Origin of the sequence: Streptomyces noursei (assembly GCF_016917755.1) — a bacterium.
Taxonomy (GTDB): Bacteria; Actinomycetota; Actinomycetes; order Streptomycetales; family Streptomycetaceae; genus Streptomyces; species Streptomyces yunnanensis.
On record NZ_CP070326.1, the window covers coordinates 7,411,668 to 7,433,193 of the forward strand.

A 21,526-nucleotide genomic window follows, 5' to 3' on the forward strand; every position below is an offset into this window, starting at 1 on the left:
CAGAACTCGCGTTCCGGGTATAGCCGATGCACCGGTATCTACCGGGCAGTAGCGGCAGTTGGGGTCATCACGAAGGCGGGACGTAATCAAGGCGTTACGTGGATGAAGGTGTGGTGTCACAGTGATCGCAGAGGCTGGCGGGTGCCGATGGGCCTTGCCCAGCAGCGCCGGTCGGTGTACACCTGACATCCGGTCCTCCCCCCACAATCCGATCAGGATGGGACCCTCCCTATGCGATACACGCTTGACCGCCCCCGCGCGGTCCGGTGCCTGCCGCTTGTCATGCCGCTCGCGCCCGTTGGGGCCGCGCGCCGCCGCGCCGCCGTCCGTTCCGCCGAGAGAAGACGCACCCCGGCGCGCCACTTCGCGCTGTCATGTCTCTGACAGTCGGCGCGCTGTCGGCGACCCTCACCAACTGAGCGCCGCCCGACGCCCGCCTGATCGTCACCGTCCCCGCATCGCGCGCGTCACGGAGCCGCCGGCACCCCACGAGCCGGCCCGACGGCATGCCCGACCCGCCGCCGTACCACGGCGGTTGCGCCGGCCTGCCCGCGCCCGGCCGCCGGGTCCCGTCCCCGCAAGGACCGCCGACAGGCCGTTGTCCAGGGACCCCCGTCGCCGGCCTCCGTGTGCCCCGTAGCCAGAAAGGACAATCCCCGGTGCTCACTTCGCACCCGGCACACCCCCAGGGCTCACCCACGGCCCTCCTCGGCGGAACGGACCACCCCACCGCACCCGGTGCCCACCCGGCCGGCCAGGTCCTCGTCATCGGCACCCCAGGGCCACGCCTGGAACGCCTCACCCACACCCTGCGCACCACCGGTCACGACGTCACCCACGCCCCACCCGGCGAGGCCGGCCCCCGCGTCCGCCAGGCGCCCCCGGACGCCGTCGTCGCCCTGCACGAACCCGGCACCGGGCACGCCGGAGCCGACGTCATCCGCGAGGTCCGCACCGTCCCCGCCGGACGGGCCCTGCCGCTCCTCATGGTCACCGGCGCCCCCGGCCCGACCGGCGCCGCCGACCTGCTCCGCCAGGGCGCCGACGACTGCATACCCGAGGCATCCGACCCCGACGAGCTCTCCGCCCGGATCGAGGCCAAGCTCCGCCGGATCCCGGTCCCCGTCGAGCACCTGCTCCGCGACCCGCGCACCGGCCTCTACTCCCGGCCGCACTTCCTCGACGAACTCGACCGCGAACTCAAGCGCCCCGAAGGCGCCCGGCACGGCGGCGTGCTCGCCGTCGTCGCCGTCGCCGAACTCGCCGCCCTGGAAGAGCGACTCGGCCCCCGGATCCGCCGCGAGGTCGCCGAACGGCTCGCCGGCGTCGCCGAAAGACTGGGCGGGGCCTGCGACCGGCTCGGCCGGGACGACGACGGCCACCTGCTGATGCTGCTCCCCGGCGTTGGCGAGGAGACCGCCGTGCGCGCCCTGCACGCCTTCGCCACCGCCGCCGCCGGTACCCGCTTCGTCGTCGCCGACGAGAACGTCCGCCTCACCCCCGCCGTCGGCTGGCTCCCGCTCGCCGAGTGCACCGATGCCGCCGACGTCGTGGACCGGGCCCGCGACGCGACCCGCGAGTCCCTGCGCCACCGCGACCTCCGCCCGGTCCGCTACGCCCCCTGGATGCGCGGCACCCCCCATCGCCACCGCCGGCCGCCGCTGCGCGCCGTGATCCGCCCCGCGCTCTTGGCGCTCTCCCCGGTCCTGGCGCTGCTGCTGGGCATCGGGGTGCCGTTCGCCCTCTACCGGCAGACCTATCTGGCCGGTTGGGACCTCGGCTCGGGCATGTACTGGGCGGTCGTCGCCGGCCTGGTGCTCTCCGCGCTGCTGATCGTCCTGGAATGCCTCTACGCGCTGGACGCGCCGACCCGACCGCAACGCCCCGGCGCCGCCTACCCGCCGGCCAGTGCCGTGATCGCCGCGTACCTCCCGAACGAGGCCGCCACCATCGTCGACACCGTCGAATCGTTCCTGCGCCAGGACTACCCGGGCGGTCTGGAGATCGTCCTCGCCTACAACACCCCGCACCCGCTGCCCGTCGAGGACACCCTCCGCGAGATCGCCGCCCGCGACCCCCGCCTCGTCCTCCTCCCCGTCGCCGGCAGCACCTCCAAGGCCCAGAACGTCAACGCCGCCGTCACCCGCGTCCGCGGCGAGTTCGTCGGCATCTTCGACGCCGACCACCACCCCGCCCCGCACGCCTTCCGCGACGCCTGGCACTGGCTCTCGCACGGCTACGACGTCGTCCAGGGCCACTGCGTCATCCGCAACGGCGACAGCTCCCGGATCGCCCGGCTCGTCGCCGTCGAGTTCGAGGCGATCTACGCCGTCAGCCACCCCGGCCGCACCCGGCTCCACGGCTTCGGCGTCTTCGGCGGTTCCAACGGCTTCTGGCGCACCGACCTCCTCGCCCGCACCCGGATGCACGGCTCCATGCTCACCGAGGACATCGACTCCACCATGCGCTCCCTGACCGCGGGCGCCCGCATCGCCGTCGACCGCACCCTGATCTCCCGCGAACTGGCGCCCACCACCCTCACCGCGCTGTGGAACCAGCGCTCCCGCTGGGCCCAGGGCTGGCTCCAGGTCTCCCTCAAGCACCTCTGGCGCGGCCTGCGTTCACCGGTATTGACGGTACGTCAGAAGTTCGGCCTGCTGGTCCTGTTGGGCTGGCGCGAGATACAGCCCTGGCTGACCCTGCAGATCCTGCCGATCCTGCTCTACGCCACCTGGAAGGTCGGCGGCCCCCAGCACCTCGACTGGGGCGTACCGGTCTGTGTGCTCGCCCTGCTCCTCACCCTCGCCGCCGGACCCGTCCAGGCCCTCTTCGCCTGGCGCCTGGCCGTCCCCGAACTCCGCGCCCGCCGCCGCTGGTTCTGGTCCTACCTCCTGGTGTCGACCGTCTTCTACAGCCACTTCAAGAACATGGTCGCCCGGCAGGCCCACCTCAAGGAGGCCCTCGGCGACCGGCAGTGGCGGGTCACCCCGCGCGCCCAGGCGACGAGGGCGGTGGCCCGCCGATGAGCGCCACCGCCGCGCCACCCGCCCCGCCGCGGACCCCCGAAGGCCCCCCGCGCCGCCGCCGCGCCGGGGACATCGACGGCTTCCGCGGCCTCGCCGCGCTCAGCACCGTCGCCTTCCACGTCTGGCAGCAGTACACCGCCTACGACGCGCACGGCACCCACCCGCCGGTGGCCAACCCCGTCCTCGACGCGGTGCTCTCCCTCGAAGTCATCGACCTCTTCTTCGTCCTGTCGGCGTTCCTGCTCACCCTCTCCTACGCCCGCGCCGCCCTCGACGGCGGCTCCACCCGCCCGGCCCGCGCCTTCCTCTTCCGTCGCGCGATCCGCATCCTGCCGCTGTACGTCCTGGCCGTCCTGGTCGTCTGGGCCACCCGCAACCCCACCCTCCCCGGCGACTGGCAGGACCTGTTCGAACACCTCACGTTCACCCACGTCTTCGACCAGGACCGGATCTTCTACACCCTCGGCCCCACCTGGTCGCTCTCCCTGGAGGTGCTCTTCTACTTCGTCCTCGTCGGCCTCGGTCCGCTCGCCGTCCGCGCCTGCCGCCGACTGCGCCGCCGGGCCGACCGGGTCGCGGTCTGCGCCGCCGGCTGCCTGTTCCTCTTCGCCGCACCGCTGGCCTGGATCACCGTCGCGCACTACGCCCTCGGCATCCCGCACACCGACTGGGTCGCCTACTTCGGCCCGCAGGCCCGCTTCGGCGGCTTCGCGGCCGGCATGCTGCTGGCCGTGGTCCTGGCCGCGCTCGGCGACCGGGCCCGCCTCTCCCCGGGCGCCGCGCTGCTCCTGACCGCCCTCGCGCTGGCCGGCCTCTTCTGCCTCTCGCTCCAGTCCGACGCGGAGGGCTTCACCTTCACCTACTACCACCCGATCGCCTCCGCCCTGTGGGTGCTGCTGCTCTTCAGCACCCTCCACATCCGCCGACGCACCTTCTGGAACCGCTTCCTGACGGCGCGTTGGCTCACCCCGCTGGGCCTGATCAGCTACAGCCTCTTCATCTGGCACGAGCCGGTCATGCTCCTGCTGCACAACGCCGGACTGTTGCCCGGGGGCCCGTCCGGCTTCCCCTGGGCCCTGCTGATCGTCTTCCTCGCCGCCGTCGCGGTGGCCGCGGCCAGCTACTGGCTCGTCGAATACCCGGCGAGCCTGCTCGGCCGCCTCAAGGACGCCCAAGGGCGCCCCCGGGACTTCTACCCGGAACCCGCCCTCCGCTGACCGTGCCGAACACCGGTGACGGGGGTCGCCCGACGGCGGCCCCCGTCACCGCTCGGCCGCCCCGCCGGGCCCGTCGCCGAAGATCGCCCCCAGCCGGTAGGCCAGCGCCCGTCGCGCGTGTGCCAGCGACCGCCGGCCGTGCAGCACATCGCCGCCCAGCCCCACCGCCGCGGACACCAGCAGATCGGCCTCCAGGCGGACGTCCAAGCCCGGCGCGGCCCGCCCTGCGTCCCGCGCCGCCGCGAGGATCGCCGCGACCATCTCCTCCAGCGGATGCTCGTCGGGCAGGAACACCGCGGCCAGTGCCGGATCGGTCAGGCTGCGCGCGTAGTACGCCGCGAACACCCGTAGCGCCGCGGCCCGTTGGGCGTCCACCGGCAGGAACTCGTCCAGCACGTCCCGCAGCAGCCCCCGCGGATCCGCCGGGTCGAAGCGGATCCGGGACCGGGCGATCCGCTCGTTCTCGTCGTGCAGCAGCCGCAGCGCGTCCACCAACAGCCGGTGCTTGTCCGCGAAGTGGTACTGCACCGCCCGCACCGACACCCCGGCCTCGGCCGCCACCTCCCGGATGCTGGCGGCGTGCAGCCCGCGCTCCGCCGCGATCCGCCACACCGCCTCGATGATCCGCCGCCGCTTGCCCGCCGCCTCCCCGGCCGGGCCCGCCGCCGGGCGCGGCGCCCCTGTCGGCGGCGGCACCGGCGGATGCTTCCGGCGCCGGTAGGCCCGTGCCTGGCAGCTGCGCGAGCAGTAGAGCGCCGGCCGTCCGCGCCCGGCGGGGGTCAGCGGCGCTCCGCACATCCGGCACGACGGATCGTTTTTCGCACGGCCCAAGTCCATTCGGCACCTCGCAAATACTGTGACGAAAAGCGAATTCGGCAGTGCTGAAGCCTAATACGGCACCCATGGCGCTGATACGTTCGTAACGTCACGGGGCGGCGCCCGGTGGGCTGGAGGGCACGGCCGAGGCCGGTCAGGCTCCGGCGTTCCGCCCCGACGTCCCGGTCCACCTCTCGGTTCACACCCCGGGCCGCATCCGGGCCCACTCGCGTTCTCCCCGTTGCCCGACCCGCCTCGCGCCTCGACGGTTGCTGCCGTGGTGCGCCGCGGGCCGGCCGGGGCGTCGCGTTGCGGCGCCGGGAGACCGAGGGCACGTCATCACCGCACGCTTCGAGGAGCGCCATGAAGTACGACGTCTTGCAGATCATCGCCATGGGCCTGGTGGTCACCGCCGCCCAGGGCGCCTTCCGCCTGCTGATCGACCACGACAACACCGGCCTGCTCGGATGGGTCGGCGGCGGGTTCCCGGTCCTGCTGACCGCCTATCTCTGCGTCGTCGCCGTCGGCGTCGTGCTCGCCGGCTGGTCGCACACCCGCGCCAAAGCACTCGGCCGCCGGAAGTGATCCGGCGGCCGAGGAGGGGTGGGGGAGCGGGCGGGTCAGCCCACGTGGACCCGCGGGCGCCGCCGCAGGTCCGGCTCCGCCCGGCGCAGCACCTCGCGGGCGACCGGCGCGACCTCTCCGTCACCGAACACCAGGAAGCGCAGCAGGTGACTGAACGGATGGCCCTCGGTCCAGTTGAAGTAGATGTGCGGCACCTGGCCGGTCCGTTCGCGGAGCTGCATCAGCACCGCCGCGATGGTGTTGGGCACGCCCGCGCCCTGCACCCGCAGGATTCGCGCGCCGTGCTCCTCCACCCCGTGCACGTGCAGTTCCGCGGTGAAGTCCGAGGAGTCCTCGACGAGCACCTCCAGGAAGAGCACCGGCCCGCGGTCGGGGATGTGGGTCTCCTCGCGCTGGCTGTACTCCTTCTCCCGGTAGTCCGCCGCGTTCCGCTCGTCGGGTTCGTTGGCGATCACCCGCAGCGGTCCGGCGACCAGCGCCTCGTCGATCAGCCGCTCGGCGGTCTCGTCGAACACCACGTCCGCGGCGCGCAGTTCGAAGGCGCGGTGCACCCGCGAGGCGAACGACGTCAGCAGGATGCCGAGGATGAACAGCAGCGCGATCTTCAGGCCGTCCGGCCGCTCGATGACGTTGGTGACCAGCGTGTAGCCGAAGACCAGGGTGATCGCGCCGAATCCGATGGTGGCGCCACGGTGCCCGCGGTGCCGGGCCGCGACGGTCGAGGCGAACGAGGCGGAGAGCATCAGCACCAGCACGCCGGTCGCGTAGGCACCGCTCTGGTCGTCGACGCTGGCGTCGAAGACGATGGTGATCCCGAACGCGATGGCCATGAAGATCAGCACCAGCGGGCGCACCGCCCGGGTCCACTCCGGCGCCATGCCGTAGCGGGGGAGGTAGCGCGGCACGAGGTTGAGCAGCCCCGCCATCGCCGACGCACCGGCGAACCACAGGATCGCGATGGTCGAGATGTCGTAGACCGTGCCGAACGCCTCGCCCAGGTGCTCGTGCGCCAGATACGCCAGCGCCCGCCCGTTGGCCGAACCGCCGGGCGCGAACTCCTTCTGCGGGATCAGGATGGTGGTCGCCAGACTGGACAGCAGCAGGAAAACGCTCATGATCAGTGCCGCGGTGGTCAGCAGCCGGCGGGTGTCCCGGATCCGGCCGGCCGGCTTGACCGGGTCGTCACCGGCGTCGCCGCGCACCTGCGGCATCACCGCCACGCCGGTCTCGAAGCCGGACATGCCGAGTGCCAACTTCGGGAAGACCAGCAGCGCGACGCCGACGATCGCCAGCGGCGAGGAGTGCTGCGCGGTCATCGCGCCCCACCAGTTGCCGACCGCGACCGGGTGGGACAGCACCTGCCAGGTCGACGTGGCCAGCACGACCACGTTGAGCACCAGGTAGACGCCGACCAGCGCCACGGCTATCCCGATCGCCTCCCGGAAGCCCTTGAGGAAGACGGCGCCCAGGGCGGCGAGCAGCAGCAGCGTGATCCAGAGGTTGGCGCCGTGCAGTGCGGCCGGGGCGAAAGGATTCTCCACCACGTGCGCCGAGGCGTCCGCCGCCGACAGCGTCATCGTGATGACGAAGTCGGTGGCGGCGAACCCCAGCAGCACCAGCACCAGCAGCTTCCCCGCCCACCAGGGCAGCAGCCGCTCCAGCATCGCGATCGAACCCTCGCCCTGCGGGCTCTCCTTGGCGACCCGCCGGTAGACGGGCAGCGCGCCCAGCAGCGTCAGTGCGATCAGCACGAGCGTGGCGAACGGCGACAGCAGTCCGGCGGCCAGCGCCGCGATGCCCGGCTGGTAGCCCAGCGTCGAGAAGTAGTCGACGCCGGTCAGGCACATCACCCGCCACCAGGAGTGGCCCTTGTGCTCGGCGGGCGGGGTGCCGTGCGGCCCGGGGTGGCGGGCGCTCTGCTCGCTCAGGCCGTCCAGCAGCCAGGACCGCCACCTCGGTGGTGCGGGGGCGGTGGGCGGCGGAGTGGGGTCCACCTGGGTACTGGTCATACGGCCACGTCCTGCCGATCGTCGTTCGTCCCGCCGGCCGTCACGGAGGCCGGGCGGGTGGGGGGTTGATGGGTGTGTCGGGGGGTGTCCGGCCGTGCGGTCGTCGTACGGGCCGAGGCGTGCTGCGGGCAGGGCGTGGCGTGGGCCGAGGCGACGCAGGAGGCGCGCTGAGGGCCACCCCGAGGACGCCCGGTCCGGCGCATCGGCGGCCTGCTCCGATAAGGGCCGATTATGTCCAACTCGCTCTTCCTGCCGCCTTTTGTCGCTTTCGCCCACGAGTTGTCCCCCGGGAGCCCGGGGCAACGAGGAGCGAGTATGCAACACGTGCCGGTGCCCCTCGGTGCCCGGGGCGCGTCCGGGGGCATCCGGTGTCCATATCCGCCGCGTCAGGGCCGCGTCATAATCCCCCGGCCCCCCGTACGTACCGCGTTAAGTTCCCCGCCGAATCGGTCCCGGTCCCGCCGGCCCGCGCACCCTGGCACACAGGCCCCGGCCCCAGGAGGTGCTCCCATGGCGACCCTTCACCACCCCGTCCCCGCCCACCCGCCGCCCACCCCGCGCTTCCCGGCGCCGACCTCGCGCCCGGGGCGGGCCGCGGGACGGCGGGCCGGGCGCGGGACGGCGGGCGGTCGGGCGGTCGCCGCGCCGCCGCCCGCCGACGAGCTCGGCCGTGACCTCGCGCTGCCGGTCGGCGCCGCGGTGACCGCGGTCGCGGTGACCGTCCTGCTGGTGACCGGCGAGGCCGCCCACCTGGCGTTCTCGCTCGTCGCGTTCGCGCTGCTGACCGTCGCCGTCGCGGCGGCGGCCCGGCCCCGCCTGGTCCCGGCCGTGATCCTCGTCTCCTGGCTGTTCTTCGACGGTTTCGTGGTGCAGCAGCGCGCGGAACTGGGCTGGCAGCAGACCGACCGGCTGAGCCTGTGGGTCCTCGCGGGGGCGGGGCTGGTCGGGGCGGGGTGTGCGGCGGCGGTACGGGCCGTGCGGATCCGGCGCGGCGGCGCGGTGTGACGTCCGGGCCGGCCCGCCGTGACGCGCCGGCCGGCCGGTCAGCGGCCCCTCAGGAAGCCGGGGCAGGGGCACCGGCGGCCGTCGGCGCGGCGCCGGGCGCCGAGGAAGCCGATGCCGATGCCCAGCATCCAGACGTCCTTGGCGAGCGGCAGGCCGCTCTGCGTGGGGCGCAGGCTGCCGGGTCGGCGCATGCCGGGCAGGCGCAGGTAGAGGCCGACCAGGCCACCGGCGAAGCCGGTCAGGGCGACGCCCGCCAGCCGGGTCGGGACGAACGGGGCGAGCAGTGCGCCGCCGACGGCGATCTCCGCGGCCGCCAGCAGCCGCGTGAACTGTTCCGCGGGCAGTGCCGACAGGAACGGGTACGCCGTGGTCGCCGTGCCGTGCACGGAGGCCGCGGTCTCCTCGTCCGCCCGCCACAGTGTCAGCCCGGAGTTCAGGATGAACGCGCCGGTGGCCAGTCGAGGGGCGATGTCGCGCGGTTCGGGCAGCTGCGTCATGGGGCCTCCAGAGGTCGGGTTCCGGCCCTTCGACCGAGGTTAGCGAGCGGCGGGTGGGGCTGCATCCGGTGCCGTCCGGGGCCCCGTCCGGCACGGTCCGCTGCTCACGGGGCCGCCTCGTCCCACTGGTCGAGGAGGCGGTCGACGCCGCCGTCCTCGGGGCCGCCCGGCGGCCGCATCCCGTCGAGGGTCTGCTCGGTCCAGATGACCTTGCCGCCGGGGGTGTAGCGGGTCCCCCAGCGCTGGGCGAACTGGGCGACGAGGAACAGTCCGCGCCCGCCCTCGTCGGTGGTGGTGGCCCGCCGCAGGTGCGGGGAGGCGCTGGTGCCGTCGGAGACCTCGCAGACCAGGGCGCGGTCGTGGAGGAGGCGGACGCGGATGGGCTGGGCGCCGTAGCGGATGGCGTTGGTGATCAGTTCGCTGAGGATCAGCTCGGTGGTGAAGCCGATGTCGGCCAGCCCCCAGGTCTCCAGGGTGCGCATGCAGGCGGAGCGGACGGGGCCGACGGCCGCCGGGTCCGAGGGGACCTCCCATTCGGCGATCCGGTCCCGGTCCAGCAGCTTGGTGCGGGCCACCAGCAGGGCGATGTCGTCGCCGGGTTGCTCGGGCAACATGGCGGTCAGGACGGTGGTGCAGGTCTCCTCCGGCGAGCTGTCCGGCGCGCCGGCGAGGGTGCTGTGCAGCAGCTCCAGGCCGGTGTCGATGTCACGGTCGCGGCCCTCGATGAGCCCGTCGGTGTAGAGGACCAGCCGGGAGCCCTCGGGCAGGGGCAGTTCGAGGGTCTCCACGGGCATGCCGCCGCCCAGTCCGAGCGGCGGGGAGACCGGCACCTCGGGGAAGGACACCGTTCCGTCGGGGAGGACCAGGGCCGGGCCCGGGTGGCCCGCCCGGGCCAGGGTGACGCGTCCGTCGACCGGGTCGTAGATGACGTAGAGGCAGGTGGCGCCGGTGACGCCGGCACCGCTGTTGCCCACTAGCGAGGCGTCGGTGGCCGGTGCGGCGTCGGGGGCCGTTTCCGACGCCGCGTCAGCCGTGGTCCCGACCGCGGGTCCGTCACCGTCCTCGCCCGCCCCCGCCCCGCCGGTGCGGGCCTCGTCCGTGTCGATGTGGCTGACGAGTTCGTCCAGGTGCCCCAGGAGTTCGTCGGGCGGCAGGTCCAGGGTGGAGAAGTTGAGGACGGCGGTGCGCAGCCGGCCCATGGTGGCGGCGGCGTGCAGGCCGTGCCCGACGACGTCGCCGACGATCAGGGCGACCCGGGCGCCGGGCAGCGGGATGAGGTCGAACCAGTCGCCGCCGACACCGGCCTGCGCGGGCCGGTAGCGGTGTGCCACCTCCAGCGCCGACTGCTCGGGCAGCGCCCGCGGCAGGAGGCTGCGCTGGAGGGTGATGGTGGTGGCGTGCTCGCGGGTGTAGCGGCGGGCGTTGTCGATGGAGACCGCGGCCCGCGCGGCCAACTCCTCGGCGAAGGACAGGTCCTCCTCGCCGAACACCTCGGAGGTGGCGGCCCGCCAGAAGTTGGCCAGGCCCAGCACCACGCCGCGGGCCCGCAGCGGCACCGCGATCAGCGAGCGGATGCCGTTGTCCAGGATCCGCTGGGTGTCGACCGGGTCCTGGGCCCGCCACTCGTGTTCGGCGCGCAGGTCGGGGACGACGACCGGGCGGCCGTCGGCGATCCCCGCGGTGATCGGGCTGCCGGGCGCGAAGCGGATCTGCTCGCCGACGCGGTAGACCGCCGAGTCCTCCGGCACGCCGCGGACCGCCAGCCGTCGCATCGGGGCGTGCCCCCCGGTCGGCTCCTCGCCGCGCAGCACCGGCTCCAGCAGCTCGACGGAGACCACGTCGGCGAACCGGGGCACGGCGACCGCGGCCAGCTCCTCCGCGGTGCGGGACACGTCCAACGTGCTGCCGATCCGCATCCCCGCGTCGTAGAGCAGCTTCAGGCGCCGCTGGGCGACCTCGGCCTTGCCGGTCAGCGCCCGGAGTTCGGTGGTGTCCCGGAGGGTGACGGCGGTGCCCGGGAGGCCGCCGTAGGGGGCGGTGGGGCGGATGTTCACCGCGAGCAGCCGCTCGCCGGCGGGGTGCACCTCGTCGGTGGCCGCCCGGCCGGAGGCCAGCAGGGAGGCCATGCCCGGTTCCAGTCCCAGCTCGGTGACCCGGTGGTGCTCGGCGTCGTCGGGCAGGTCCAGCAACCGGCGGGCCTCGTCGTTGGCGAGCACCAGCCGTCCGTCGCCGCCGACGATGAGCACGCCTTCGCGGACGGCGTGCAGGACGGCGTCGTGGTGGTCGTACATCCGGGCCATCTCGGCCGGGTCCAGGCCGTGCGTCTGGCGCCGCAGCCGGCGGCCCACCAGGGCCACCCCGCCGACCCCGACGACGAGCGCGCCGGCCGCGCTGCCGATCAGCAGCGGGAGCCGTTGCAGCGCCCACTCGTTGGTCCGCTGCACCTTGATGCCGGCCGCGACCAGGCCGACGAGCCGGCCGTCGGCGTTCTTGACGGGCACCGTGGTGTCCACGGCGCGCCCGAGGGCCGAGGAGGAGGTGGAGGTGACGGTGCGGCCGGCGAGCGCCGGGCCGTAGTCGTCGGGGACGTGTTTGCCGATCAGCTGCGGGTTGGGGTGGGTCCAGCGGACGCCGGACGGGCTGAACGCGACGAGGTAGTCGAGGCCGGCTTCCCTGCGGGCGTCCTCGGCCCGGGGCTGGAGCCGCGCGGTGGGGTCGGCGGACTGCATCGCGGCGGCGGTCCCCGGGGCGTGTGCGAAGGCCGCCGCGGCGACCGACGACCGCTGTTCGGCCTCCTGGAGGCTCGCCTGCTGGGCCTGGAGGGCGAGCGCCACCCCGGCTGCCACGACCAGCAGTACGACGAGGGCGAGCTGCAACGCGAGGACCTGGCCCGCGACGCTGTGCACGCTCAGCACCGAGCGAAGGCGGCGCCCGATATCACGCCTGGAATATTGCTTTCGCCCGAAATTTTCCATCACGCGCCATATTTAGCATTGTGCGCCCCTGTATAGCGATCAGCTGAGCGGGGTCATAAGCGTTCCTTTTGGAATGACAAAGTGCCTTCATGAGGGCAAATTTGGTCGGTTGTCAGGGGAGGGCGAGCGCCGGCGCGGGGCGTTCGGGCCCCATGGGCCGCCTGCCCGAGGGGCGTTCCACGCGGCGTAGCGGCGCTACGACGCAAGGTAGTCGCACGTATATCCGGAATTCCAGGTTTCGGGTAGCGAGCGTTTCCGGCCGGAGGGCCGCCAACGGGCCATTGCGGGCCGGATGTTCCCGCCCAGACCATCCCGATGTCCCGCGTGTCACCGGCCGTGCGCCGGTCGGTCGGCATGCCTCGGTCCCGTAGGGAGGCCCCAGTGAACGACCGGATGACGCTCGCCCCGGATGCGGCACGGCAACTCGCGACCACGACCAAGACCACCCCCCAGATGCGCGGCATCACCCCGCGCTACCTGCTGCGCGCCCTGCCGTGGGTGGACGTCGAATCCGGCGTCTTCCGCGTCAACCGACGCCGCACCTATGTCCTCGGCGACGACCGCCTCAGCACCTACCAGGACGGCGACACCCACCGCGTCATCCCCGGTGACCTTCGTGAACTGCCGTACCTGCGCGAAGCCGACGACGCGCTGCTCACCGAACTCGCCGGCGCCTTCGCGCAGGTGACCTTCGACACCGGTCAAGTCCTCGCGGAAGACGGTGAGGTGACGGACCGTCTGCTCGTCATCGTGCAGGGGCGGGCCGAGAAGCGGGCGCGCGGCCGCTACGGCGAGGACGCGCTCCTCGACGTGATCGGCGACGGCCAGTTCTTCGACCTCGACACCTGGACCCGCTCCGCGCCGACGCCGTACCGGGTCACCGCGCTCACCCCCGGCACCGCGCTCAGCCTCGACCGCGCCGCCCTGGCCCGGCTCGGCGACCGCGACCCGGCGCTGCGCGCCGCGATGGACGCGTACCTCGCGGCGGACGGTGTGCTGCCGGGCAGCGAGGTGCCGGTCGACCTCAGCTCCGGGCACGTCGGCGAGCCCGACCTGCCGGCGACCTTCGTCGACTACGAGGACGCGCCCCGCGAGTACCACATGAACCTCGCCCAGACCGTGCTGCGCGTCCACACCCGGGTCTCCGACCTCTACAGCGGCACCATGGATCAGGTCCGCACTCAGGCCAACCTCACCGCGCACGCGCTCCGCGAGCGGCAGGAGGATGTGCTCCTCAACCACCCCGAGCACGGCCTCTTCAGCAACATCGCCCCCGGCCAGCGCGTCCAGGCCCGCTATGGCGCCCCCACCCCCGACGACCTCGACGAACTGCTCACCCGGGTCTGGAAGCAGCCCGGCTACTTCCTCGCGCACCCGCGGGCCATCGCCGCGTTCGGCCGGGAATGTACCCGGCGGGGTGTGCCCCCGGTCATCGACACCAGCTTCGGCAGCCCGCTGCTGACCTGGCGCGGCGTCCCGCTGCTCCCCTCCGACAAGGTGCGCTTCTCCGGCGGGGCGGACACCGGCACCACCGAGATCCTGCTGATGCGGGTCGGCGAGGCCGAGCAGGGCGTGGTCGGCCTGCGCCCGGCGAAGGTGGCCGACGAGATCGAACCCGGGCTGGCCATGCGGAACATGGGCGTCGACAAGAAGGGCATCACCTCGTACCTGATGACCGCGTACTTCAACGCCGCGGTCCTCGTCGAGGACGCCCTCGCCGTCCTCCAGAACGTCGAGGTGTCCCGCTACCATGACTACGCCTGATCTCCTGGGGTTCCCGCTGACCGGGCCGGACACGACGGGAGTCCCCACCGGCGCGGCGCCGGCCGCCGGCACCACCGCGCCTCCCACGACCGCCGCCGGCGCGACCACCGGTGCGACCACCGGCGCCCCGGCCCCCGCCCCCGAGCCCGCCGGCGCCACCTGGCCCGGCACCGCCCCGACGGACCGTCAGTTCTCCCAACAGCCCTCGTTCACACCGGAATTGGCGCGCCGCGACGTGCCGATCCTGCACCGGACCGTCAACGGCAAACCCCTGGTCTGGCTCGACAACGGCGCCACCACGCACAAGCCCCGCCAGGTCATCGAGGCGGTGTCCGGCTTCTACGGGGCGGGCAACTCCAACATCCACCGCGGTGCGCACACCATGGCCCGCGAGGCCACCGAGGCGTACGAGGCGGGCCGGGCCGCGGTCGCCCGGTTCCTGGGCGCGGGCTCGCCGGACGAGATCGTCTTCGCCCGCGGCACCACCGAGGCGATCAACCTCGTCGCCCAGAGCTGGGGGCGGGCCAACCTCGGCCCCGGTGACGACATCCTCGTACCGGTGCTGGAGCACCACTCCAACATCGTCCCCTGGCAGCTGGTCGCCAAGGAGACCCGGGCCCGGGTGGTCCCCGTCCCGCTGCGGCCGGACGGCCAGATCGACCTCGACGCCTACGCCGACCGGCTCTCCATGCGGACCCGGCTGGTCGCCCTCAGCCAGGCGTCGAACGTCCTCGGCACCGTCCCGCCGGTCAAGGAGATGACCGCGCTGGCTCACCGCTACCGGGCCAAGGTCCTGGTGGACGGCGCCCAGGCGGTGGCCCACTTCCCGGTCGACGTGGCGGACCTCGACGCCGACTTCTACGTCTTCTCCGGCCACAAGCTGTTCGCCCCCACGGGCATCGGCGCCCTGTACGCCAAGCCGGAGATCCTGCAGACGATGGCGCCGTGGCAGGGCGGCGGCAACATGATCGAGTCCGTCTCCTTCGACCGCACCAGCTACGCGCCGGTCCCGCACCTCCTGGAGGCCGGCACCGGGCACATCGCCGGCGTCGTCGGACTGCTCGCCGCGATCAACTGGCTGACCGGCTTCGACCGGCCCGCCGTCGCGGCGTACGAGACCGAGCTGCTGGCCTACGCCCAGCAGGCCCTGGCCGCGGTCCCCGGGCTGGGCCTGATCGGCTCCGCCGCCGACCGGATCGCGGTGCTGACCTTCACCATGGCGGGCCACGACCCCGGCCGGATCGCCGACTGGCTGGACCGCGACGGGATCGCCGTCCGGGCCGGCCACCACTGCGCCCAGCCGGCCCTGGCCCACTACGGCCTGAAGAGCGCCGCCCGTGCCTCGCTCGCCCTCTACAACACCCGCGAGGAGGTGGATCAGCTGGTCGCCTCGCTCCAGCGGCTCCAGCAGTCCGGCTGAGACCGCCGACGACCCCGATGTCCCGCTGACGTCGGTCCGCGCCCGTGGTGTGTAGGGTGGGGGGCTGCGAAGGGGAGTAGCCCCGCGAACCGGTCATCGACACACTGGAGCCACAGTCGGCTCCCGGTGGCCGGGCCCACGCAGCCACTTGTGCGGGCGGGCGAGACCTTCGGCCCTTTGTCGACGAATCATTCACGCGTCGGCGGGGTCGAAGTCGTGCCGCCGCTCCCACGCCGGTCGCCCTCGAAGCCCGCCGGAGCGGAAAGGCTGACGATCAGCGTGTTGCATTTTGTCCTGCTCATCGCGTGTGCGGTGGCGATCTATCTCTCCTGCGAGTGGTTCGTCAACGCCGTGGAATGGCTGGGGGAGCGGCTCAACGTGGGCCGGATGGCGGTGGGCACCATCCTCGCCGCCTTCGGCACCGCCCTCCCGGAGTCCGTGGTGACCCTGGTCGCGGTGACCACCGGCGCCACCCCGGAGGCCAAGAACATCGGCGTCGGCGCCGCGATGGGCGGCCCGCTGGCCCTGGCCACCGTGGCGTACGGCGTGACCGGCGCGATGCTGCTGCTCCAGCGGCGCAAGCGGCGCGCCGCGGCCCCGGCCGACGCGCCCCTCGGCACGGAGCGGGACATGCGGCGGCTGGCCAAGGACCAGACGTGGTTCCTGCCGGTCTTCGTCGTCAAGGTCGCGCTCGGCCTGGTCGCCTTCGCCTTCAAGCCGGTGCTCGGCCTGGCCTTCTTCGCGGTGTACGCGGTCTACTTCTGGCGCGAGATCCGCGGCGACCACGAGGAGGACGACGAGGGCGTCGAGCTGGAGCCGCTGAAGTTCCAGCCCAGGGCCGCGTCCCCGGCGACCTGGGCGGTCGTTGCCCAGACCCTGGTCACCCTGGTGGTGATCTTCTTCGCCTCGCAGCTCTTCGTCCACCAGCTGGACGCCATCGGCCCGATGCTCGGACTCTCCGCCTCGGTCACCGCGCTGCTGCTCTCCCCGATCGCCACCGAGCTGCCGGAGATCATGAACGCGGTGATCTGGGTGCGCCAGGGCAAGACCAAGCTGGCGCTGGCCAACATCTCCGGCGCCATGATGATCCAGGCCACCGTCCCCAGCGGCCTGGGCCTGCTCTTCACCAGCTGGCACTTCGACAGCGCCCTGCTGTGGTCCGGCGTGATCACCATGGCGGCGATCGGCTACCTCCTGCTGACCATGCGCGCGCACAAGCTGACCGCCGGCCGGCTGGCGGTGGCGGCCGGCTTCTACGTGGTCTTCGGGCTGGGGTTGATCCCGATCCTGGCGTGAGCGCCGGGACCGGGCGTCGGGCGAACGGGGGCGTGGTGGGCCAGGGCCGCGTGCGGGTCCGCCGCGCCGTCCTCCGGGGTGTGGTCCAGGTGGACGGTGGCCGCCGTCAGTCGCGGCACACTGTGGATCAGCGCGTGCTCGGCGGCCACCGCGATCCGGTGGCCGTGGGCCACGGTCAGCCGCGGATCGAGGACGATGTCCGCCTCGGCCCGCAGCGTGTGGCCGATCCACCGCATCCGCAGCGCGCCCACCCCGCGGACGCCGGGCACCCCGCGCAGCGCCGCCTCGGCGGCCGCCACCAGGGCCGGGTCCACCGAGTCCATCAGCCGCCGGAACACCTCCCGGGCGGCGTCCTTGAGGACCAGCAGGATCGCGGCGGTGATCAGTAGACCGACGACCGGGTCGGCGGCGCGCCAGCCCAGCGCGGCGCCGCCCGCGCCCAGCAGCACGGCCAGCGACGTGAAGCCGTCGGTGCGGGCGTGCAGCCCGTCCGCTACCAGGGCGGCGGAGCCGATCCGGCGGCCGGTGCGGATGCGGTAGCGGGCCACCCACTCGTTGCCGAGGAAGCCGGCCAGCGCGGCGGCCGCGACCGCCCACAGGTGCGTCACGTCCCGCGGGTGCACCAGCCGGTCGACGGCCGCGTAGAGCGCGGGCACCGCGGACGCCGCGATGGTGAGCACGATGACCACGCCGGCCAGGTCCTCGGCCCGGCCGTAGCCGTAGGTGTAGCGGCGGTTGGCGGCCCGCCGGCCGAGGACGAAGGCGATGCCGAGCGGGACCGCGGTCAGCGCGTCGGCGGCGTTGTGCAGGGTGTCGCCGAGCAGCGCCACCGAGCCGGACAGCGCGAAGACGGCGGCCTGGACCATGGTGGTCAGGCCGAGGACCGCGAGCGAGAGCCAGAGCGTGCGCATGCCCTCGCGGGAGCTCTCCAGCGCGGGATCGACCTTGTCCCGGGCCTCGTGGCTGTGGGGGGTGAGGGCGTGTGCGAGCCGGTGCCGCAGTCGGGCCGCGCGGGAGCGGCCGGCCGGGGCGGGACGGGTGTGGTGCTCGGGGCCGTGGTGGTGGGGGTGGGGGTCGGAGACCGACATGTGCGCGTCCACAGGTGTGCACCTTCCCGCGGTCCGGGGCGCGGCTTGTGCCGTACGCCCTCGTCACCTCATTATGTGCGTATGAGCGCACGCATGCACCTATCAGGTGCGCACGGTTCGCAGGAGCCGGACGACGGCGCCCGGCTCGCCGTCGCCGTGGAGATTCTGGGACTGCTCGCCGACCGCACCCGGCTGACACTGCTGCGCCGCCTCGGGGCCGGCGAGGCCGACGTCACCACCCTGACCGCGGCCTGCGACGCCTCCCGGACGTCTGTCAGCCAGCACCTCGCCCGCCTCCGGCTGGCCGGCCTGGTCACCACCCGCAAGGACGGCCGGCGCGCCGTGTACGCCCTGCGGCACGGCCATCTGCGACGCCTGGTCGACGAGGCCCTCAACGCCGCCGACCACCAGGTCCGCCACCTGCCGCCGCACGACTGAGCGGACACAACGGGCCGGGGGCGGCCGGGACTTCTACCACGTTCCGTCCCCCGGCGCACCATATGTCGTCCGTCCGTAGAACTTCTACCGTGGAGGGATGCGCGTCCTGGTGGTCGACGGCGAGCCCCGCACGGCGGCTCTGCTGCGCCGCGGCCTCGCCGAGGAGGGCTATGTCGTGGACCTGGCGATGACCGGCCCGGAAGCCGTCTGGCGGGCCCGCGAGATGGCGTACGACCTGATCGTCCTGGACATCCTGCTGCGGGGCTTCGACGGCTTCGAGGTGTGCCGCCGGCTGCGCGCCGCCGGCTGCTGGCCGCCGGTCCTGGTATTGAGCGCCCGCAACGAGGTCTGCGACCGGGTCCGGGGCCTGGACGCGGGCGCCGACGACTACCTGGCCAAGCCCTTCAGCTTCGCGGAGTTGTACGCCCGACTGCGGGCCCTGTCCCGCCGCGGGGCGCACGCCCGACCGCCCCAGATGGCGGTGGGCGACCTCCGGCTGGACCCGGCCACCCGCCGCGTCTGGCGCGCGGGGGCCGAACTCCGGCTGTCGCCCAAGGAGTTCGCCCTGCTGGAGCTGTTCCTGCGGCACCCCGGCGAGGTGCTGACCCGGACCCTGATCCTGGAGCACGTCTGGGACTTCCCCTGCGACGGGGTGTCCAACGTCGTCGACCAGTACGTGGCCTATCTGCGCCGCAAGATCGACCGGGCGGGCCAGGCGTCCCATCTGGAGACGGTCCGCGGCGCCGGCTACCGGCTGCTCGCCCCGACCCCCGTGACCAGTGGTTGAGCCGCCGCACGACGACATGTGAGGACTCACATCCGCCGTACACGGTCACCTCATGCTGCGCTTCGCATACTGGCGGGGAACACGCGGGCCGCCGGCGTACAGGACGCCGGAACAGCGGCCTGCGGAACACGGGTGGACCGGTGTGCCGGAGCACCGGTGACAGGAAACCCGGGGAACCGGAATCAGCTGAACCGGAGCCCGGGGAACCGGAATCCGGGCGCGCCGGCGGACCCGTGCACCCAGGTGAGGTGAATTCCATGGGGACCACCAAGAAGGCGTACCGCTGGCGTACCACCACCATCGGCCTCGCCTGCGCGGCACTGCTGGCCGGCGGGGCGGGCACCGCGGTCGCCGCGCCGAGCGCGGTACCGGACCTGCACTCCCGCGCCGTTGCCGCTGCCGCCGCCACGTCGCACGAGAAGATCGACGTCAAGGCGAGCGCGAAGTCCGTCAAGGCCGGTGAGTCGGTCACCCTCAGCGGCCGGACCAAGGGCATACCGACGGGCAGCAAGCTCACCGTGCAGCACCTGAACAAGGGCAAGTGGACCACCCTGCACGCCAGCACCAAGACCAAGCACGGCGGCCACTACAGCGTCAAGGTCAAGCTCGGCAACAAGGGCAAGGAGAAGCTCCGCGTGGCCCACGGCAAGACGCACTCCTCCACCGTCACCGTGACCGTCCACTGAGTGGGGCGGGCCGAGGGACACGGGAGGGGCGGTCGTGCGGATCGGAGAGCTGTCGGAACGCACCGGGACGCCCCGACGGCTGCTGCGCTCCTACGAGGAGCAGGGGCTGATCGCCGCCGCCCGCACCCCGCACGGCACCGCGACTACGACGAGCGCTTCGTGGACCGGGTGCTGCAGATCAGGGGGCTGCTCGACGCCTGTCCGCCGACCCGCCTGATCCGGCAGATCCTGCCCTGCCTCGACAAGCCCCGGACCATCTACTTCCCGGACGCCACCCCGGAGATGCTGGCCACCCTCGCGCACCAGCGCGACCGGATGACCGACCGCATCGGCTGCCTGACCCGCAACCGCGACGCCATCGCCGAGTACCTCGACGCGGTCCTCGCCTACAACCGCGGGGACGCCGGGGGCACCGGTCGGGTCGTCGGATCCGGCGCGGGGCGCCCTACCGGATGAAAACCGTTGGCGCGACGGGCCGCGGCTGCTCTACGGTCTGACCCGGCGTCGGCACCATCGCCGCGCCGTCGATCGCATCGTGTCGAGGAACTGCACCGGACAGGGAGGTGGCAACTGATGACCGTCACTGCCACGGGCATGGCCCGCAACCAGCAGACCAGCATCGCATTCACCTCCGCGGTCCTCGGCTGACCCGACCTCTCTCGTTCTCCGCGCTCTTCCCGCGCGCCGGGCCCACCCGGCGCGTGCGCCAGCGTGCACAGCCGGGACCGTGCCTTGTCGAAAGGCCATCCCGTTGTTCGCTCTTCCTCTCTCCGCCACGCATCCGCTGACCGCCGACTACGGCTGGGACGACGGATTCGCGGAGCTCTTCACCCCCTTCGCCGGGCAGGGGTTCGTGCCCGGCCGCGTGGCCCGCGTCGACCGCGGCCGGGTGGACGCCGTGGTGCCGGACGGCGACGGTGTCCGCACCGTCCTGGCCGACACCGCACTGGTGGCCACCGGCGACCCGACGCGGGTGCCCTGCACCGGCGACTGGGCCGTGCTCGACCTGGAGAACGGCCGGGTCGGCGACCATCTCGACGGCGTGGTGCGGGCGTTGCTGCCGCGCCGCACGGCCGTCCTGCGATCCGCCTCGTCGAAGCGATCCGAGGGGCAGGTCCTCGCGGCCAACGTCGAGTACGCGGTGGTCGCGGTCTCCCTGGCCGAGGCGCTCGACCTCGACCGCGTCGAGCGGTTCGTCTCCCTGGTGTGGGAGAGCGGGGCGCAGCCGCTGGTGCTCCTCACCAAGGCGGACCTGGTGACGGACCCGGCCACGCTGGGGCACCTCGTCGCGGACGCACAGCTCGCCGCGCCGGGCGTGCAGGTGCGGGCGGTCAGCGCGACCACCGGGGACGGCCTCGACGGGCTGTCCGCCCTGTTCGCGGGCACCACGTCCGTCCTCCTGGGGCGGTCCGGTGCCGGCAAGTCCACCCTGGCCAACGCGCTCTTCGGCGCGGACGTGCAGGACGTGCGGGCGGTCCGCGACCAGGACGGCAAGGGGCGGCACACCACCACGACCCGCGATCTGCTGGTGCTGCCCGGGGGCGGCGTGCTGATCGACACCCCGGGGCTCCGCGGCGTCGGGATGTGGGACGCCGAGGCCGGACTGTCCCGGACGTTCTCGGACGTCGAGGAACTGGCCGAGCGGTGCCGGTTCCACGACTGCGCGCACGAGGTCGAACCCGGTTGCGCGGTGCAGTTCGCCGTGGAATCTGGCGAGTTGGCGCCGCGTCGGCTGGAGAGCTACCGCAAGCTGCGGCGCGAGAACCAGCGCATCGTGGCCAAGACGGACGCCCGACTGCGCGCCGAGATCCGGCGCGACTGGAAGCAGAAGCAGGCCCTGGGCCGCCACATGACGGAACGGAAGCGGGGCCAGGGGACCGGGTGGGGGACCGGCCGATAGCCCCCTCCCGCGAGGGG

The 21,526-nt window shown here is 73.3% G+C and carries 16 protein-coding genes and 1 pseudogene; 12 read left to right on the plus strand and 5 right to left on the minus strand.

The window, feature by feature from the left end; genetic code table 11:
- Positions 1-659: 659 nt before the first annotated feature.
- Together JNO44_RS32360 and JNO44_RS32365 are read left to right on the plus strand one after the other, a co-directional pair.
- Positions 660-3,026 carry a glycosyltransferase gene (locus JNO44_RS32360; RefSeq protein WP_205367399.1) on the plus strand — a complete coding sequence of 789 codons (2,367 nt, stop codon included), beginning with the start codon at positions 660-662 and terminating at the stop codon, positions 3,024-3,026.
- Positions 3,023-4,243 (plus strand): acyltransferase family protein, encoded by a 1,221-nt coding sequence (locus tag JNO44_RS32365; RefSeq protein WP_240167749.1) that lies wholly within the window; start codon positions 3,023-3,025, stop codon positions 4,241-4,243. The genes JNO44_RS32360 and JNO44_RS32365 overlap by 4 nt, the downstream gene beginning before the upstream one ends.
- A gap of 45 nt (positions 4,244-4,288) precedes the next feature.
- On the opposite strand, the gene JNO44_RS32370 is transcribed toward JNO44_RS32365, so the two are convergent.
- Complete coding sequence (locus JNO44_RS32370; protein WP_235094721.1) at positions 4,289-4,939, minus strand: TetR/AcrR family transcriptional regulator; 651 nt, start codon at positions 4,937-4,939, stop codon at positions 4,289-4,291.
- A 483-nt stretch (positions 4,940-5,422) separates the two neighbouring features.
- Here JNO44_RS32370 and JNO44_RS32375 point away from each other — a divergent pair, with 483 nt between their 5' ends.
- Positions 5,423-5,644, plus strand: coding sequence for a hypothetical protein (locus JNO44_RS32375; protein WP_205367404.1), 222 nt, complete (start codon positions 5,423-5,425; stop codon positions 5,642-5,644).
- 35 nt (positions 5,645-5,679) lie between these two features.
- Here the strand turns inward: JNO44_RS32375 and JNO44_RS32380 are convergent, their stop codons facing one another.
- Complete coding sequence (locus JNO44_RS32380; RefSeq protein WP_205367406.1) at positions 5,680-7,653, minus strand: APC family permease; 1,974 nt, start codon at positions 7,651-7,653, stop codon at positions 5,680-5,682.
- 510 nt (positions 7,654-8,163) lie between these two features.
- Here JNO44_RS32380 and JNO44_RS32385 point away from each other — a divergent pair.
- Complete coding sequence (locus JNO44_RS32385) at positions 8,164-8,658, plus strand: DUF4118 domain-containing protein (protein ID WP_235094722.1); 495 nt, start codon at positions 8,164-8,166, stop codon at positions 8,656-8,658.
- A 38-nt stretch (positions 8,659-8,696) separates the two neighbouring features.
- Here the strand turns inward: JNO44_RS32385 and JNO44_RS32390 are convergent, their stop codons facing one another.
- The gene (locus JNO44_RS32390; RefSeq protein ID WP_052286686.1) at positions 8,697-9,155 is read right to left on the minus strand and encodes a hypothetical protein; all 459 of its coding nucleotides are present in this window, start codon (positions 9,153-9,155) and stop codon (positions 8,697-8,699) included.
- 104 nt (positions 9,156-9,259) lie between these two features.
- Positions 9,260-12,070, minus strand: coding sequence for a SpoIIE family protein phosphatase (locus tag JNO44_RS32395; RefSeq protein WP_205367408.1), 2,811 nt, complete (start codon positions 12,068-12,070; stop codon positions 9,260-9,262).
- 441 nt (positions 12,071-12,511) lie between these two features.
- On the opposite strand from JNO44_RS32395, the gene JNO44_RS32400 reads away from it, so the two are divergent.
- The 3 genes from JNO44_RS32400 to JNO44_RS32410 all read left to right on the plus strand — a co-directional run bounded on the left by JNO44_RS32400 (position 12,512) and on the right by JNO44_RS32410 (position 16,610).
- The gene (locus JNO44_RS32400) at positions 12,512-13,894 is read left to right on the plus strand and encodes a family 2B encapsulin nanocompartment shell protein (RefSeq protein WP_205367410.1); all 1,383 of its coding nucleotides are present in this window, start codon (positions 12,512-12,514) and stop codon (positions 13,892-13,894) included.
- Positions 13,881-15,314, plus strand: a complete 1,434-nt coding sequence (locus tag JNO44_RS32405; protein WP_205367412.1) for a cysteine desulfurase — start codon at positions 13,881-13,883, stop codon at positions 15,312-15,314. The genes JNO44_RS32400 and JNO44_RS32405 overlap by 14 nt, the downstream gene beginning before the upstream one ends.
- A 279-nt stretch (positions 15,315-15,593) precedes the next feature.
- The gene (locus tag JNO44_RS32410; protein WP_205367414.1) at positions 15,594-16,610 is read left to right on the plus strand and encodes a sodium:calcium antiporter; all 1,017 of its coding nucleotides are present in this window, start codon (positions 15,594-15,596) and stop codon (positions 16,608-16,610) included.
- Here JNO44_RS32410 and JNO44_RS32415 read toward each other — a convergent pair.
- Entirely contained in the window at positions 16,568-17,698 is a 1,131-nt protein-coding gene (locus tag JNO44_RS32415; RefSeq protein WP_420882765.1) for a cation diffusion facilitator family transporter, read from the minus strand. The two genes, JNO44_RS32410 and JNO44_RS32415, sit on opposite strands and share 43 nt — an antisense overlap.
- 81 nt (positions 17,699-17,779) lie before the next feature.
- Between JNO44_RS32415 and JNO44_RS32420 the strand changes: the two genes are divergently transcribed.
- From JNO44_RS32420 to rsgA, 5 genes and pseudogenes are all read left to right on the plus strand, one after another.
- Complete coding sequence (locus JNO44_RS32420) at positions 17,780-18,136, plus strand: ArsR/SmtB family transcription factor (protein WP_067346023.1); 357 nt, start codon at positions 17,780-17,782, stop codon at positions 18,134-18,136.
- A 97-nt stretch (positions 18,137-18,233) separates the two neighbouring features.
- Positions 18,234-18,923 (plus strand): response regulator transcription factor, encoded by a 690-nt coding sequence (locus tag JNO44_RS32425; protein ID WP_205367416.1) that lies wholly within the window; start codon positions 18,234-18,236, stop codon positions 18,921-18,923.
- A 257-nt stretch (positions 18,924-19,180) separates the two neighbouring features.
- Entirely contained in the window at positions 19,181-19,609 is a 429-nt protein-coding gene (locus JNO44_RS32430; protein WP_205367417.1) for a hypothetical protein, read from the plus strand.
- A gap of 34 nt (positions 19,610-19,643) precedes the next feature.
- Positions 19,644-20,065: pseudogene (locus JNO44_RS32435) on the plus strand (MerR family transcriptional regulator).
- Positions 20,066-20,360: 295 nt separating this feature from the next.
- The gene (gene rsgA, locus JNO44_RS32440) at positions 20,361-21,509 is read left to right on the plus strand and encodes a ribosome small subunit-dependent GTPase A (protein ID WP_205367418.1); all 1,149 of its coding nucleotides are present in this window, start codon (positions 20,361-20,363) and stop codon (positions 21,507-21,509) included.
- Positions 21,510-21,526 lie beyond the last annotated feature (17 nt).

Excerpts from the sequence above, each read along its gene's own strand:
- JNO44_RS32365 (WP_240167749.1), top strand. The coding sequence starts at position 3,023 with ATGAGCGCCACCGCCGCGCCACCCGCCCCGCCGCGGACCCCCGAAGGC.
- JNO44_RS32375 (WP_205367404.1), top strand. The coding sequence starts at position 5,423 with ATGAAGTACGACGTCTTGCAGATCATCGCCATGGGCCTGGTGGTCACC.
- JNO44_RS32380 (WP_205367406.1), bottom strand. The coding sequence starts at position 7,653 with ATGACCAGTACCCAGGTGGACCCCACTCCGCCGCCCACCGCCCCCGCA.
- JNO44_RS32385 (WP_235094722.1), top strand. The coding sequence starts at position 8,164 with ATGGCGACCCTTCACCACCCCGTCCCCGCCCACCCGCCGCCCACCCCG.
- JNO44_RS32390 (WP_052286686.1), bottom strand. The coding sequence starts at position 9,155 with ATGACGCAGCTGCCCGAACCGCGCGACATCGCCCCTCGACTGGCCACC.
- JNO44_RS32405 (WP_205367412.1), top strand. The coding sequence starts at position 13,881 with ATGACTACGCCTGATCTCCTGGGGTTCCCGCTGACCGGGCCGGACACG.
- JNO44_RS32415 (WP_420882765.1), bottom strand. The coding sequence starts at position 17,698 with ATGTCGGTCTCCGACCCCCACCCCCACCACCACGGCCCCGAGCACCAC.
- JNO44_RS32420 (WP_067346023.1), top strand. The coding sequence starts at position 17,780 with ATGAGCGCACGCATGCACCTATCAGGTGCGCACGGTTCGCAGGAGCCG.
- JNO44_RS32425 (WP_205367416.1), top strand. The coding sequence starts at position 18,234 with ATGCGCGTCCTGGTGGTCGACGGCGAGCCCCGCACGGCGGCTCTGCTG.
- JNO44_RS32430 (WP_205367417.1), top strand. The coding sequence starts at position 19,181 with ATGGGGACCACCAAGAAGGCGTACCGCTGGCGTACCACCACCATCGGC.